General features: G+C 38.7%; 7 protein-coding genes. 6 read left to right on the top strand and 1 reads right to left on the bottom strand.

Annotated features, from left to right (window positions below; translation table 11 throughout):
- Window positions 1-74: 74 nt before the first annotated feature.
- The 4 genes from UABAM_RS22865 (at window position 75) to UABAM_RS22880 (ending at window position 8558) form a co-directional block, all read left to right on the top strand.
- Window positions 75-3491, top strand: a complete 3417-nt coding sequence (locus UABAM_RS22865; protein WP_151970315.1) for an SUMF1/EgtB/PvdO family nonheme iron enzyme — start codon at window positions 75-77, stop codon at window positions 3489-3491.
- Between the two features lie 353 nt (window positions 3492-3844).
- The gene (locus UABAM_RS22870) at window positions 3845-6130 is read left to right on the top strand and encodes a caspase family protein (protein ID WP_151970316.1); all 2286 of its coding nucleotides are present in this window, start codon (window positions 3845-3847) and stop codon (window positions 6128-6130) included.
- Complete coding sequence (locus UABAM_RS22875; RefSeq protein ID WP_151970317.1) at window positions 6127-7110, top strand: AAA family ATPase; 984 nt, start codon at window positions 6127-6129, stop codon at window positions 7108-7110. The genes UABAM_RS22870 and UABAM_RS22875 overlap by 4 nt, the downstream gene beginning before the upstream one ends.
- A 317-nt stretch (window positions 7111-7427) precedes the next feature.
- A complete protein-coding gene (locus tag UABAM_RS22880; RefSeq protein ID WP_151970318.1) occupies window positions 7428-8558 on the top strand; it encodes a DUF559 domain-containing protein in 1131 nt (376 codons plus the stop codon).
- A 64-nt stretch (window positions 8559-8622) separates the two neighbouring features.
- On the opposite strand, the gene UABAM_RS22885 is transcribed toward UABAM_RS22880, so the two are convergent.
- Window positions 8623-13785, bottom strand: a complete 5163-nt coding sequence (locus tag UABAM_RS22885) for a HEAT repeat domain-containing protein (RefSeq protein ID WP_151970319.1) — start codon at window positions 13783-13785, stop codon at window positions 8623-8625.
- Window positions 13786-13970: 185 nt separating this feature from the next.
- On the opposite strand from UABAM_RS22885, the gene UABAM_RS22890 reads away from it, so the two are divergent.
- Entirely contained in the window at window positions 13971-14207 is a 237-nt protein-coding gene (locus UABAM_RS22890) for a hypothetical protein (RefSeq protein WP_151970320.1), read from the top strand.
- A gap of 506 nt (window positions 14208-14713) precedes the next feature.
- Window positions 14714-16318 carry an FHA domain-containing protein gene (locus UABAM_RS22895; protein ID WP_151970321.1) on the top strand — a complete coding sequence of 535 codons (1605 nt, stop codon included), beginning with the start codon at window positions 14714-14716 and terminating at the stop codon, window positions 16316-16318.
- Window positions 16319-16321 lie beyond the last annotated feature (3 nt).

A 16321-nucleotide genomic window follows, 5' to 3' on the forward strand; every position in this document is an offset into this window, starting at 1 on the left:
AGCTATTCTACCACAAAGTGGTTCTAAAAAATGACAAGCTCAACTTTAACGTAAATAGCAAATGGAATAAACAAATGAAACAAAATAGAATTGCTCTTGCCATCAACAAAAGTATACAGCAACAAGATATGTGGTCGTGGGAGAAAAACACTTCTTTGCCTCAGTACATGCAAGTTTGGATAAAGCGCGGCGTTACTCAAGACCAACGCATAGTTATTAATCGCTGGCTCCTAGAACACCACTTCCCAGATGCTATTCCGCGGTCGCAGCATCATATCGCGCCCGTTGATGGTTCGCAGCATCAATTGCGTGTCGATTTTATCGAAAAAGCCGTCAACACCTGTGACAAAAAAGAGCCTCATATCACCTACCACAAAGTAAAATGTTCGCGTAGCAAATGGTGGCGGTACACTTTGTTAACAATTTTGAGTTGCCTTTGTGGATACTTGCTAACTTTACGGCGATATGTTCCCATTATCAATAACTCACGAGATATCATATACATAGAGCTTGCGGAAAAAACAACCCCTAGCAACGTATTTTACAGTAACGAGTACGGTTTTCGTGCACGCATAGATAACGACAACAACATAACTATACAAGATGACAATGCTGATAAAACACTAGCTTCGTGGCGCGTAAGCGGCATACATGCGCAACGCAACCTCCGTGCCATCACACTACACAACGACACTATATGGGCAGTAGGGAATCGTATCATTTTGTCTTCTAACGACGGTAAAAATTGGGATTATCATCAAATGTACACTCGTGAATGCATCAACGATATTTACAGCGATGGTAAAATCACATGGTGTGTCGGAGATGGCGGGGCAATTTACCGCGGAGACGGTGCAAACTGGCAACGACAAGACAATATCCCCTTTGCGCATTTTCGCGCTATTTGCGGAGAACAAAATAAATTGTGGGTGTTAGGGGACAACGGAACACTTCTCTATAGAGAAAACCATGCCAAAAAATGGGAAAGTGCTACTTTACCTGTCACTGAAGACATGTACGACTTTCATGTAGATGATCTCGATATATGGTGTGTGGGAAGTGGTGGATTGTTGTGCTATTCCATGGACGGTGGGATTACCTGGCAACAGGTATATGTTGGTTCAAAAGATTGGCATAGCATTGTAAAACAAGGACAAAAAATATGTGTGGCAGGGGCCGAAGGGCAAATCGCGTATTCGCATGACAACGGACAAACGTGGAACTTACCCTTTAGTGGTAGCGAAAACAATTTTTACCAGTTGACAGCACATGATGATCACCTATGGTGTGTTGGAGAGGGACAGATATATTTTTCAATGGATTTCGGACAAACATGGGTTTTACAAATCGCCACCGCAGAATCTACCGTAAACGGTTGTTGCTACGATGCCAAACGCAAAGTACTATGGACATGTGGTGACTATACAGCGCAACGAAAGCACACCATACCAGAGCCTTTTCTCCATATCGACTACCACCATCAGACACAGGGATATGCCTACGCAACACAAAATGGTTTATTTGTGGTGTATAATAACCGTACTGTACAAAAAACAACAACCGAAATTCAAAGCCTTGCCTATGCCAAAAAGCACCATCTCGCGTATAGTGACCAAAACGGAACCTACCTTCTAAACATACTCACTGACACCACACAAAAAATTGCAGAGAGTAGTCAAAATCTATGTTTTGCTGACAATGCTGTGGCAATGACCATAGCAAAGCGCGTTATTTTATACTCACTTGTGACAAAACGTACAATAGAGGTATTTGTGGAAAACGATGTAACTTCGATTAGTAATATTGCAATCAGCGATTCAGCACAATGGCTAGCAATACAAGAAGGACACAACATCTTAATATACAGTATAGCAAATGGTCAGCGCAAAAAAGTTCTTACTGCTTCGCATGCTAGTTGTATTGATTTTGTTAGAGAAAAACTTGTGTACAGCGACCAACACCAATTGTTTGTGTACGATATCGTTAATGACAAGACGCAAGTGCACCGTGCTCATCAGGCCAATATCTATGCAATTTCGACTTTTGACAATTACATCGCCAGCGTTGACCACGATCAATTGCTCAATGTATGGAGAGACCATTTACTTACCACACAACAAATCCCACAGGTCGATAAACTGATAATGGGAGCTATAATCTCAGTTGAAGACTACGGAGATCTTAAAATATTGCCGCAACTTGCTTACATTGTAGATCAACAAATCTATACACAAAAATTAGATACATATCTCTTACAAAAACGTCTGGAAGATGCAAAAATTCTCTGGCCTGTAGATTGGGAAAACTTGCAAGTAAATTTGCAAATTAGAGGTTCTGAGCAAGTACGCATCCATGAGAATACACAATATGAAATTGTTTTACGCAACAATGAAACAAGGACACTACGCGATCTTATATTACAATGCACGTTACCAGAGGGCGTTGTATTTATAAATAGTAACCCCTCCGGAACACAACAGCAAAGTATACGAAGTTACCATATTGATGCGATCTCAGAACTAGATACATATAAGATAAACCTGACATTGTGTATGAGAAAGACAGGTAACCACAAGATCAACGTACTTTTACTTGCGCAAAAGCGTGAGGTAAAAGACGTATCATTGACGGCGGAGGCGCAGCAAATACCACAAAATTGGGACAGTAAATTGTGGGAGTTGTGTTGGAACACACAACAAGAGTATATTGACTTTACCGTTGACGAGTGGGCAAAGTTGTCACATGAGAAGCAAGTGGAGCTAGCGCGAAGTTATCAAGATTGGTATGCGAAGGAAAAGGGGTTAGAGTTGATGAAAGTTTTAAAGCGTCGTGGTCAAAAGTTTAAGTTTAGGATGATACCGCCAGGGAAGTTTTGGATGGGATCCATTAAAGGCGAAAAGGATGAGGTTAGACATAAAGTGTGGATTAGCAAGGTGTACTGGGTGGGAGAAACAGAAGTAACTCAAGGGCAATGGCAGACGGTTATAAAAGATAATCCATCTAGGTTTAAGGACGTGGGTGTGGAGGGGCCGGTAGAGCAGGTATCGTGGGAAGAATGTCAGCAGTTTTGTGATAAGGTGGGGATGAGGCTATTGACGGAAGCGGAGTGGGAATATGCCTGTCGTGCAGGAACGACGCGTACGTATAATTTAGGAGATAGCGTAGACTCAGATAAGATAAACTATAGAGGAAGAGAGTTTAGAAAGAAAACCACAGCGGTAAAAAGTTTGGCGAATATGAATAGCTGGGGATGTTATGATTTTCATGGGAATGTATGGGAGTGGTGTAGTGATTGGTATAATGATTATGGTACTACTGAACAGAGAGATCCCAAAGGTTCTATAGAGCGGTCGTTACGGGTGTTTCGTGGCGGCAGTTGGTATAACTGGATTGGGTATTGTCGGTCGGCTAGGCGCTACGGAAGCAGGCCCGGCAGTCACCGTAGTTATTTGGGTTTGCGCTTGTGCATTTCAGGCACGAAAGTCAAGTAACACTTGACTTCCATCCATTTTCTCTTTACCTTTGCGTCACGTGAAAATAGACTACTGTAAAATGATATACAGATGTAATCTGTCTATGGGCTTATTGTGTAGCGATACGGTTACTTTTCTAAGGATATTCAGAGGCCAGTGGTAGTTTACTTACACAACATAGGGAGAAATTCCTATAGGGATTACCTATAGAGCACTGCAGTTACTAACTACCATTCTCTGTGTCTTAGAGGTTCCATCTTTTCCTTGCATAGTAACCGCAAAAACGCCCTACAAAATGAAAAACATTGACACATTTCGCAAAGTCTAATAAAATAATAATTCAACCTTTCTTCAGATAAAAAGACACAAAAATGAATACACTAACCCATCAAGAAATCCAGGAAATCGCCGGGCATTTTTCCGTAGCGTGCCCGCCCATGAGAGCAATGGAAGTCATCCACAAAATGAACCTTGCGACGTGGAAAAAAAGAGAGTTAAATTGGCAGCAACTCGTCAACGACCTGCATCGCCAACAAAAACTCGATTTGTGGTTAGGCCATTTTTGTAAAGACTTCCCTTTCGCACAAAAATCACTGCACAAGTTGCGTAATTTTCCTGTGCAGCAAAGCGTCATGCAAGCCGCACAACTTGGACAAAACGAATTGCTGCGCACATCGCATTCTACACAACACAACAACGACAGCCATAAAGTCGCCTACCTGTGCAACCGTAGTGACCAAAATCGTGATGTCAAAAAAGTATTCAAAAAATATTCGCCAAACGCCGAAGACTATTCGCGACCATTGTTCTTTTTTGTACACGGCCCTGTGGATGAAAAATGCGTCGAATACATCGAGGCGGTAAAAAAAACGTGGCTGCCTAGAATCCTAAACAGTCACACGCAAAATCTACAGATCACCACCCGCGAAGCCATTTTTCAATGGCCGGGAGAAGACTCCATTTCTCCAGAGGATCTCACCGATGACATCGCCGAAATATACCCAGAACGCGACAAGATACTGATTTTACGCTTACCAATTACCGAAGATACCTCGAAAAAGCGCTTAAAACTATTGAAAAGCTGGATCAAAGAACTCAATGAAAAACAGTGGCCACAATTGCAACACGGTGTGTTATGCGTTTTTTTCTACTTTCCCGCACGACCACTACCGCGTTTTATCGTCTGGCTGAAGAAACTACTATACCTTGGAAAAAAAATGCCGCCACACGAGGCCTACTACCAATGTCGTCCTATTCGCCATTTGGAGAAAAAAGTGCGCTACACAGGGGTGTTGCGCGTTTTACCATCTTTGAAATCCATCAACCAAGAGATGGCACTAGCATGGCTAGAACTCCCCATGACCCAAAAGCGCTTTCCGCGTGAAGAGCAACGCAAGTTGCTACGCGAAAAGATCGAAAAAGACTGGTTTTGCAAAAAAAATCAGCGCATCACCATAAAGGATTTTGCAGAAAAAGTCGAAGCGGTGATCACCACCGGCAAAGACAAAAGCGACTCAAAACCGGTTTTGCTGTTGCTCACTGCACTGTTGCTGGTTTTTGTTGTGGTAGGCGCAACGTGGATGTTTTTCCCGCATAGAGCGAGCGCACAACCGACAGACTCCGTGACCTATCGCGGAGAATATGGCGCTTTAATAAAAACAAAAATACTCGATCCACAAAAACTCAACGCACAACAATGGCGCGAAGTGTTCCGCAATCACGGTTTTAAACACATTAGACGCGTGGTGAAACATCGCAAAATGGGAAAAGAGTGGTTTATCGTTTGTGAATTTAACGATGGCAGTAAGCAAGCTTTTCGCGCCGTACAACGCCGTGAAGATTTTTTCGAGATTTATCGTAGCATTCCTGGTAAGTTTCGCGCTTTACTTATTGCCATTAACGATTATTCTTCGTGGACACCGTTAAAAACACCGCACAACGACGCCAAAGAACTACGCAAAGTGCTGTGTGAAAAATATTGCTTCGACGCAGAAGATGTGGAACTCATTCATGAAGAAGTCACCGACGACAAGATCGTTACCGCTCTCGACGAATTGGCCAAAAACAGCAACAAAAACGACTCGGTTCTGATCTTTTACGCTGGTCACGGCGCCTATGACAAAAACAACGATCGCTCGTACTGGGTGCAACAAGAAGCCAAAGCTAAGGCCCCTTATGGAACCTATATTTCGGATTCCGACATACGCGACAGCATCGCCAACGTTGCGCGCAAGTGCAAACATGTACTGGTAATGTCCGATTGTTGCTATAGCGGCAAACTGGTTGACAGTGAACGCTCGGGAGGAAAAGGCATTGCCCGCGAAAAAGGCATGGCAGCCATTGACCAATATGTCGTGTACCATAGCCAACAAAAAAGCTGCCAGATCCTGACATCCGGAGGAGTAGAAAAAGTCGGAGATGACTACGACAAAAGCGGTCATTCTCCCTTTGCCTATTTTTTACTACAGCGTTTGCGTAAAAACGAACGTCTGCACTACGATACATCGCAAATGTTCCTAGATCTCAAAAAAGATGTTGGAAGAAACGTCACACAAAAACCACGCTTTGGGCGCTTGAAGTACACCGGGTATGACAACAAAAACGAAGGTGAATTTTTCTTTCAGCTAAAACACATACAACAAGGAGACAAAAAGTGACATCCCTAATTGAATTTCCCTATCGCGACAAACTAGGCAATGCGCAAAAACCTGTACAACTTACCCACGTAGAAGTTCGCGAAGATCCCCAAGGGTATGTCCCCGACGATGGTCTATTCAATGCCGCAGAGGCGGCGATGTTTCTCAACCAACCGCTACTTCTCACCGGAGAAGCTGGCACCGGAAAAACGCAATTCGCCTATTACCTAGCCTGGCAACTCGGCTGGCAAAATCCCTTAAAATTTGAAACCAAATCCACCAGTAGCGCCAATGATATTTTTTACACCTACGACACCCTAGGACGCTTTCACGAAGCGCAAATACACGGCGAAAAAACCAAAGCCGCCAATTACGTTAACTACCACGCTTTGGGATTGGCGATCTTACACGCCATGAAGCCACAAGATGTTCCCAACGCATTTGTCCCCGATGATTTTTCCCACCCCGGACAACAACGCTCCATCGTTCTCATCGACGAAATCGATAAAGCACCGCGCGACTTTCCCAACGACATCCTCAACGAAATCGAGCACATGTATTTTCGCATTCCCTTTCTCGCGCAAGGCAAACTGCAAGCCTCCAAGGAAATGAAGCCGATTATCATTTTCACCAGCAACAACGAAAAACCACTCCCCGATCCATTTCTAAGACGTTGTGTGTACTACGATGTCCCTTTTCCTAGCAGAGAAAAACTACAAGAAATTGTGCAAAAGCGCATACCAGAGTTTAGCGAACGCGAAACCTCCGTGGCACAAGCCATCGATTTCTTTTCACGCTTGCGCGAAAGCGGACTCAATAAAAAACCCGCGACCGCGGAGTTATTGGGATGGTTGACAATGCTACGCGGGTATAAACTTCACGAAGAAAAAGACCTAAAGCAGTGCGTTGACAAAATGGCGAAGACGCTGAACGTACTGACAAAAACACAGGAAGATGCTGTACTTGCACTGGAAGTGCTACAACGTTGGAGTAGGTCTTAACGCAAAATAGCAAGTGTGTACTATTACAGTTACATATGCTATGTGGAATCCTGGTGAGAACAGTTTACAATTTGAAAAAAAGCTTTAGGGAAAACTCGCGTCCTATCCATTTCATACAACAACTTTAAATTTCTTTCTCCACTGCGCTTTTCCAATTTTACTATTAGATTTTGGAAAACATATTGATTGAGATACCTCTAAAGCTATAATTGATCATATGAGGCTAGAGTGAGGGTCGCTCCCTTGTTTGAAAAGTCAAAAACTCTGATTGACCTGCCTCATTCATCTCAGAGGTTACCTCACAGAGGAGGTACACAATGTTAGAACCAAAAGCTATCTATCATGGCCAAGTTCAACTAGTTCCAGGACTTTTTTGTGATGCTTATATCCTCAATGATAAATCAGCGGTGATGAGTACAAGAGGAACGGCTGACCTGTTAAATATTGATCACAAAGCTTTAAAGAACATGGGGACTAAAAGCCTACCAAAAGGCCTCAGGCCTTTTATTTCTAATGAAATAAACATGGGGACTAAAAAAGTAAAAGTGGAAGCAAAAAGTCATTATAGAGGTCGATATATTGATGTGTATACAATAAATACCATCGAGGCTTTAATCAAAGCTTATGCATTTGCTTTTGCCAATGATAAACTACGGCAGAATCAGAAACATATTGGGAAAAGATGCGTTTTGTTAATGGGAGCTTTACTTAAAACAGCTCTTGATATCACCGTTCGAGAAGCATGTGGTCTTTCATCAAGTTCCCAAAAAACAGCTCAAACATACTATATGGAAGCAGCCCAATTGATTAAAAACTCAGGTTTTCACTGTTCTGTTAGTGAAAATATTGCCACAAAAAAAGATATACTTATTTTTTTAAACACCCCTCAAAGTACTCTTAATAGTTTTTTATACAAGCATAGTTATGAAATTAAGCCTATTAAGCTAGATTCAAAAACAATACAGTCAATTGGTTGTAAAGCGCGACGTTTATATGGATATCATTTAGAGGATGTTATTAAAATAATTTTTGGTATGGATACAGCCGTTGGTATTAAACTGAAAAAAGAAATGTTTGGAGACTTGGCAAACTATAGCAAAATGTATGCAAAAGATGAGATTCAATGGCGAGAAGTTCTTATTCAAGTTTTCAAAGGCTTTGATTTGAGATTTAACTACCCTATTGGGCAATATCGTTATCGGGTTGATTTTTTTGTTCCAGAGCTTTTATTATGTCTAGAATGTAATGGCTACTCTCACCATTACTATGACAAAGAAAAGGAAGCAAAGAGAGAAAACATCATTAGCGAAGAATACGCCCTTATTCGATTTCATCATAAAATAGATGTTCAAGATCTTTTCAATGCTATCTTGCACGCCAAACCAGGAAAAATAGTCAAGATATACAACGTAAAGAAAAATACACCATCTAAAGTTCTAACAAAATAGAACAGCTTTGTAAGGATACCCATTAGGTATCCTTACTACCTAAATGTATTTATCCAAATGCAATTTATTTAATCTCGTCCTCTACTTGTTTGGGAGATTTCCCCTCTAGAAGTAGCTTTACTCTTTTGGAAGCTTTTTCTGTTGCCATCGCGGCATATTCATTTGCTTTTTTGATATTTCTTTGCCATGCATAAATGGCTGCTACTGTATCGAGAATAACCTTGTCTGTTGATTTTGATAAGATATCTATATCTGCATTGGTTATGGCATTTTTATTTTCGTAGAGATATGCATTCCATAAACATACATTTAAAGCATGAATTCCTAGCTTCATTGATACTTCATCTTTATTTTTTCGAATAAAATTTCTAATAGGTGGTAATGCTTTTTCTCGCATGTTTCCTAATGCTTCTTGTACCTGCAGTCTTACTTCTCTATCCGGATCTTGTAATAGTGGGATAAGAACCGGTACCACAGCATGTGTTCTTCCCTTTATTTTTTCTAACGCATATACGGTATATGCCCTAACCCAATTATTTTGATCTTTTAGAAGAGGTACAAGGTTTGAAAAGGCTCCGATTTTTCCTAATGACCATGCTGCAGTTCCTGCCATCTCATGATTATTACCTTTCAAAAGAGGAATAAGAAACTCTACTGCAAAATTCCCTTTTTCTTCTAGTTCGCCACAAATACAGATTGCGAACATCCTTGTTCTTAAATCTGGACTTTGGAGTAAAGAGGTAAGTAATGCTATCTCGGTAGCATTTATTTTTTCTTTTAATATTCCAACAACAAAATTTATTATATCATTAGTTGTTCCACTAATAGAACCAATATCATCTCGTTTTTCAAGTAGAGGAATAAAAAATGATATAGTCGAGTTCGTTGTTTCGGCTATCTTTCCTAAAGTTTTGGCCGCTGTTATTCTCACATGTGAATTTTTACTTTTAAGAAGAGGAATAAGAAATGGTACTGCTGAATGAGCTTTTTCTCCTATTTTCCCTAGCGCTTCTGTAGCCGATTTTCTAACATTTTTATCTCTTAGCAAAGGAATGAGATGTGGTACAGCTGGATGAGCTTTTTCTCCTATTTTTCCTAGCACTTCTACAGCCGATTTTCTAACATTTTTATCTCTTAGTAAAGGAATGAGATGTGGTACGGCTGGATGAGCTTTTTCTCCTATTTGTCCCAAAGCTTCTACAGTAGTTCCTACAATATCATAGTCATTATCTCTTAGCAAAGGAATGAGATGTGGTACAGCTGGATGAGCTTTTTCTCCTATTTTTCCTAGCACTTCTACAGCCGATTTTCTAATATTTTTATCTTCAAGAAGAGAAATAAAGTCTGGTACTATTGAATAAGATGTTTTCGTTATCTTTTCTAAAGTTTTGGCAACTGTTATTCTTACAAAAAAATCTTGATCTTTTAAAAGATGAATGAGATGTGGTACAGCTGGACGAGCTTTTTCTCCTATTCTTCCCAACGCTTCTGCAGCCGATTTTCTAGCGTTTTTATCTTTTAATAAAGGAATGAGATGCGGCACTGTTAAACAATCTTTTGCATTTGTGTTTCTTAGTGCCCATATGGCAGCTCGCCTGACATATTTGTCATCATCTTTTAAAAGTGGTGTTAGAGCAGGTAGCTTAATGTTAGCTAATGCCCATGTGACAGCTATTTTCATGCGAAAGTCTTTATTATTGAGTGATCTAATAAGAAATGATACGGCAGAGTGAGCTTCTTCTCCTTTTTTTCCCAATGCTCGTGCGACAGACATCCTCATCTCACTATTTGAACTTTTTAGTAACGGAATAAGAGACGGCGTTTTCATTTTACTTAATGCCCATATTACCATTTCTGTCATTTTTGGGTCTCGTCTTACCATACCTAGATACTTTATAAATATCGGCTTAGAAAAGACTAGCGTTTTTTCCTCTAGTGTAGAGAGAATTGTACTTTTTTCTTTGAAGCTAAACTTTTTATAAGAGTTGTCTTTCTTTAATATTTCGATAGCAAATTTTCTAGCTTTAAAGCTTTGTTTGGTAAGTAAAAAAGAAAAAAATGCTGCAGTATTTTTTTCTAATACTTTTCTTGTAGCTTTTCTGATAACTTGATTTTGATCTCTAAGCAATGGTACGAGAAAGGGGACTGCCAAGTGGCTTCTTATTTTACTTAAAGAATGTAGCGTTGCCTTTCGAACATCAACATTTTGATTTTTAAGTAGTGGAATAAGAAATTCTACAATCTCTTTATTATTCTCTTCTAATAAATGTAATCTTCGTTCATCTAATTTAGTTGCTAAACCTAAACCAAAATAAAACCCTCTTTGTATTGGTTGTCCACTGATGTTTTCTAGCGCCCACGCCGCATACTTTATTAAATCAAGATCCTGTTTTTTGAGTAAAGAAATAAGAGATGGTACCGCATCATGTGCATGTTCTCCCATATATCCTAGGGCAACTGTTGCAGATTGTGCCATATTTGAATCCGGGTGTTCAAGTAGCTGAATGAGTGATGGCACCGCAGAGTGGATTTTTTGAAGTGAATATGCTGCTGCTTTTCTAACATGCCAATCAGGATCTGCAAATAAAGACATGAGGAGTGGCATAGCTTTTTCGCCCGCATCACTTAAGCCTTCTATTATCGCTTTTCTCACATATTTGTTTTGATTTTTTAGTAAATAAGAGAGTACGTCAAAAGTTGAATATTTTCTTTCTCTATATTTTAAAATATCAATGGCTTCTTCTTTATCCAATTCGTCTCTCTGATCTATAGAAAGAAAAAACTTGGCAAGAAATGGCTCTATTTTTTCTAATCTTGTTATAATATCACCGGCTTTTTCTCTTGTATCGTTACTCTCATTGATGTTTGTCAAAACATCATAAAGATTCTCAAAATTTTCCTGTGCTAATATTGGAATAAAAAAACTTTGATCTTTTTCATCTAGTTTATTTACAAGTGAAAATAGAGAACTTTTTTCCCAGTCTAAAAAAGCAAACAACAATTTTTTCGATATTTGGCTTTCACTTTTATCGCTTTTCAACTCCGCAACAATAGCTAAAAAAGCTCTTTCTCCAATCATCTCTAAGTCTTTTACTATTTGTTTTTTTGTACTTTCCTTGCTCTTTTTGAGCAATCTAAAAAGTATAGATAAATCCCTATTTTGTTTTCCAAGAAATGATAGAACTTCTTTTCTTACGTGGTCATTTTCGTCATTTATTTCAAAGTAATCGATAAACTCTTGATCTGTAAACTCATCTTTCAAAAGTGTAAAAGCTTCGAGCCTTTGAGGAACATCTTCGGCAAGAGAAAGAAAAACATTTTTGCTATTTGCATACATATTTAGTTTTTCTTTACCCGTTGAATTTAGCCACCGATATTTCTGGATAGCTTGCCAGTAAATGTTAGCATCCTCTTGCATATTCTTGCTTTTCGTGCTCAGGATTTTTAAAAGTTCATCTTCTTTTTGTCTGACAACAGATGGCAGTTTCTTATCTTTTTTGTATTTTCCCCACTTTTTTTCCTGAGCATTACTATAACGTTTAAGAACACTCACAAACTTTTGATCCGCGTACAGGTGTAATTCTCCAAGACATTCAATTACTCTGTAATGGTCTTCCTTAGAGGCAAATAGTCTATTTCTTGATTCTAATAACTTTAGCAGAACAGGTACTAAACTAGAAAATTCACTAACGTTATGAGCATGTTTTTGTGCCATATTTCTGACAAATTCTAAAGCTGCCATGCGCGGAATTCTTTGTTCGTCGTTTAGTAGTTTGGAAACATGAAGTAGGGAACTCTTGACGAGCGAAACCTGATCTTGGTGCGACTGTTCATCAATAAAATTTTGTAGTGCCTCACATCCAGAACGACGAAACGCTACAAACTCAACGCCATTCAAGTATAACGGCGCTACCATTTTAGGATTGAGTACTTTGTGGCTAGGAAAAAACATAAAGTCGCCATTTCCACCAAGAGACTCATAACGAGGTGCCTGAGAAGCTTTTATTCTATCGTCATTCACCAAAGTATCTGTCATATAAAAACCCAATTGTGATGCCAAAATAATACCATCATCGCGCCCGGTTAACCCTTGCATTGCTTGCAAAAGTACTGCGGTAAAGGGAGAGTGGCCATGACTATCTTTGAACTGCTTTGCATAAATGGTCGAAATTTCATCCAATTTATCCGCAACAGCTTCATCTCCTGCTCCTGCAGTAATTATCTGAAAAGCTCGGCGATTGAATACTCTGGTTAAGTTGTTTCCTCCTGGATCAACAAAGGCTTTGTTTGTTAAGTGTGAAAAATCAGGACGGTATTCTTTTTCTAACAATGAGCCACTAAAACAACAATCCAAAACCATCAAAGTGTGCCTAGCGTTTAAAGACTCCAGATTTTTTGCGACTTTTTTTAGAGAAACCATCGTTTTTTCAATTGGTTTGCCTGTAGTTGGATCCTTTTTGCTGTCAGATGTTACTAGGTAACCCGGTACTCCATGGCCCGCATAGTAGAAAAAAAGTGCATCTTTTGGCTGTATCTTTTTAGCTCTGACAAGTTCATTGATACTGTCTTCGATTAACTTTTTGCTAACTTTTCCTACTTTTGTGTCGATGTTACCTTTTCGAGTAAGAGGTTCCTTGTCTACTAATAACAGGATATTTTGAAATTGGTATCTCTCATCAAGTACTCTGGCAATTTCGGCTGCATCAAAATTGGGACCTTGTAGATTTGTAAAATGATCGTAACTATTTATGCCGATGACAATCGCGTGGCAATTTTCGTACTTTCGCTTGGAAGCAAAATCTGGACTAGAGCCGAGAATGTTTATTCCGCCAAGATTTTTTGTATATTTTACAGATCTTGTTCGTTGTTTGATTTGTGTTTTTTCCCTTATAGGAGCTTTTTGCGTAGTTTGTTTTCTTTTGCTTTGTTTTTTGGGTTGCGAATCTTTTTTTAGAAAAGCAGTATCAATTGTTCTTACCGCCTTCATTGCAATTAGAAACAGTTCATCATTTTCTTCCTCAAACGCTTGGTTTGCTAATCTCTTAAGCGCTGCTAGTGCTACGTTTGCTTCTACGCCCATCTCTTTTAGTTTTTCAATTGCTTGCAGCTGAGTTTTCTTACTATTGAGTTGTTTTATCAGTACCTGAATATTTTTTCTCTGTGCATGGTCTTCTGCTACAGAAAACATAAATAAAATCATCAACAGTACCACAGTTACTTTTTTCATCGCTATTGCCTTACTAAAACCAAAGTTAACCAAAAAACAAATCTCCTACTTGATATCGTAAGAATGATGATAATAGAAAATACTTTTCAGGTAAACGGTTTATTGGTAAACAGCCATTAAAAACGAAATCGAACACATCCCCTTTCTCGCGCAAGGGAAACTGCAAGCCTAAAGGAAATGAAGTAGTGTGTCGACAAAATGGCGAAGACGCTGAACGTACTGACAAAAACCCAGGAAGATGCTACACTCGCACAGGAAGTGCTGCAACGTTGGAGTCGTTCTTAACGCGAAACAACAAGTGTAAACTAAAAGAAACCAAAGACATGTTGTATTCTTTAGTATTCGTCAACAATAGGTTCCTTCTAGGTAAGATAAAAAGAGTATACAAAGCAAAAGCAATAACAATGGAATACTACTATTGATTCAATGATATAAGTATAAAAGGAATAAATGCTTGCGTATCCGCAAAGATTTATCTTATATTATTAAGTTAAAGGTAGTGGTCCTTGCTTTGGTTATATCAGAGAGTAAATATCCCCTACGCGAATTTCATTTCAAAAAATCGTTTTTTTGAGCGATCATTTTTTGTAAAATTATCGTAAATAATCAAAATATTTAAAATATTTATTGTATAAAGACTACTGACTCTAACGTTTTGGTGGTGATCGTCTAAAACAGCTAAATGTTGTACTTTTTTGTTCTGGAACTAGAAAACTACTTTAGGGTGTCATCCCTTGCTTGACAAGGGATCCAGTAAAGTAAATTTACTTTTCGGAGCTGGATTCCCATTTTCATGGGAATGACAGGTATTGCTATTTGTATAAAATTTTAGACTCTATATACCAACTACCAAAAACGTTAGAATGAGGAAGACTAGAAGTTTTTTCAAAAAAATTTGCTGAATCTATTATGTTATAGGGTGATCAGAATGAACGCTTACTTTGAAGACCTCAACAAAGAAGAGTACTGGGTTAGAGATAGTCAAAAAAAATTTGTCATTGGTCGAAAAATTGACAGCGATATAATATTGGATGATCCAGTTATATCGAATGAACATATTACCGTTGTTATATATCCTGATGAACCAGAAAACTCCAAATACGAATTATTGGTAAATGGACATAACAAGATTACTTACATAAACAAAGTTCTCGTACCCCAATTTCACAACGCGTTTTTGAAAAGAGGGGATACCATCATTATCAAATACAAAGGGGTTATCAAATATAAACTAGTGTTTAAAATCGATGACATCGATAAGACAATCAATCCTGACAAGGAAAATTCAAGAATTAACCGTGTCGACATCTTAAATAAATTTTCGAATTATGAGGCTATTCCCACAGAAAATGCAGATGTGAATGATGCGGAGAACATTATCAACGAAAGCGATTTAGCCGCGAATCTTTTGGACGATAATTTTTTTCGTACAAAAATAGATCCTTTGAACAGTGAAAAAGCAACACCCGAGGTAGGGATTACTGATGCAATTGCTGAGCAAACACTGCTGAACAACCTTTCGAATAATAATTTTATGGACCAGACCATTGCAGAGGATAACAAAAGTATTCTGGACCAAACCATTGCCGATCGTAATACAAGTGTTATGGATGAGACCATTGCAGACAATAGTAAAAATATGATCGATCATACCGTCATAGATGATAATAAAAATATTATCGATGTTTCTGAAAATAGCAGGACACTTCTGGAAAATATTCACGATACCCAAATTAATCCCAGTGCGCCAACAAAAATAAACCATCAAGACCGAACGGAAATAGACTATAACAAAACCGACGAAGCTTATATCATATCGATGAGTAATTTGCAGGTTTTTGGAGCGAGCAACTTCAACGAAAAGTTTGAGGTAGTTCAACAAAAAAATAATTTCTATGTCAACGGGAAAGATATATCTTTAAACAACGATACTGCAAAAAAAGGTACTCCTCTTCTCAATAATGATATGTTAGTTGTTGGAGATGAACAATTTCTATTTGTCCAACCAACCAGCGCCAACTCTTACACTAGGCTAGGCAATATGCCTGATTTTTATTACTGTTTAGGTAACTGCCATATTCGTTTCTATCGACAAAAAAATGAGTTTTTATTTTGGAATTTAGACAACGGATTCTCCTTTTTTGTTTTCAAGGTAATCCCTTTTTGCAACATTGGGTATGTGCAGGAAAAATTGATGAGTCACTATGATCCGACGCAAAATTTTTCGGAGGTATTAAAATCCTTAGAGGAGACCGTTTCGGAAATCAATAGAGACGTAGAAAAACAGGTATTGGTCATAGCAACCTATATACATATCAGTAATAACCAGCTTTGTATGAAACATTTTGGAAGTTTTGAGCCTATTTCATTATCCACAGCAAATTATCCCATAGTTAAAAAATACCCAACGTGTAAATTTCCTCCTATTGGCTATGGAACGCCTCAAGATTTACAACTGGACATGGCAAGAACAGATATCAAACAAAAGACAACAACGGTGTGCTTACCTTTTAATTTAGTACTTTGGAGTTAGTGA

This window comes from Candidatus Uabimicrobium amorphum, assembly GCF_009002475.1.
Classification (GTDB): Bacteria; Planctomycetota; Uabimicrobiia; order Uabimicrobiales; family Uabimicrobiaceae; genus Uabimicrobium; species Uabimicrobium amorphum.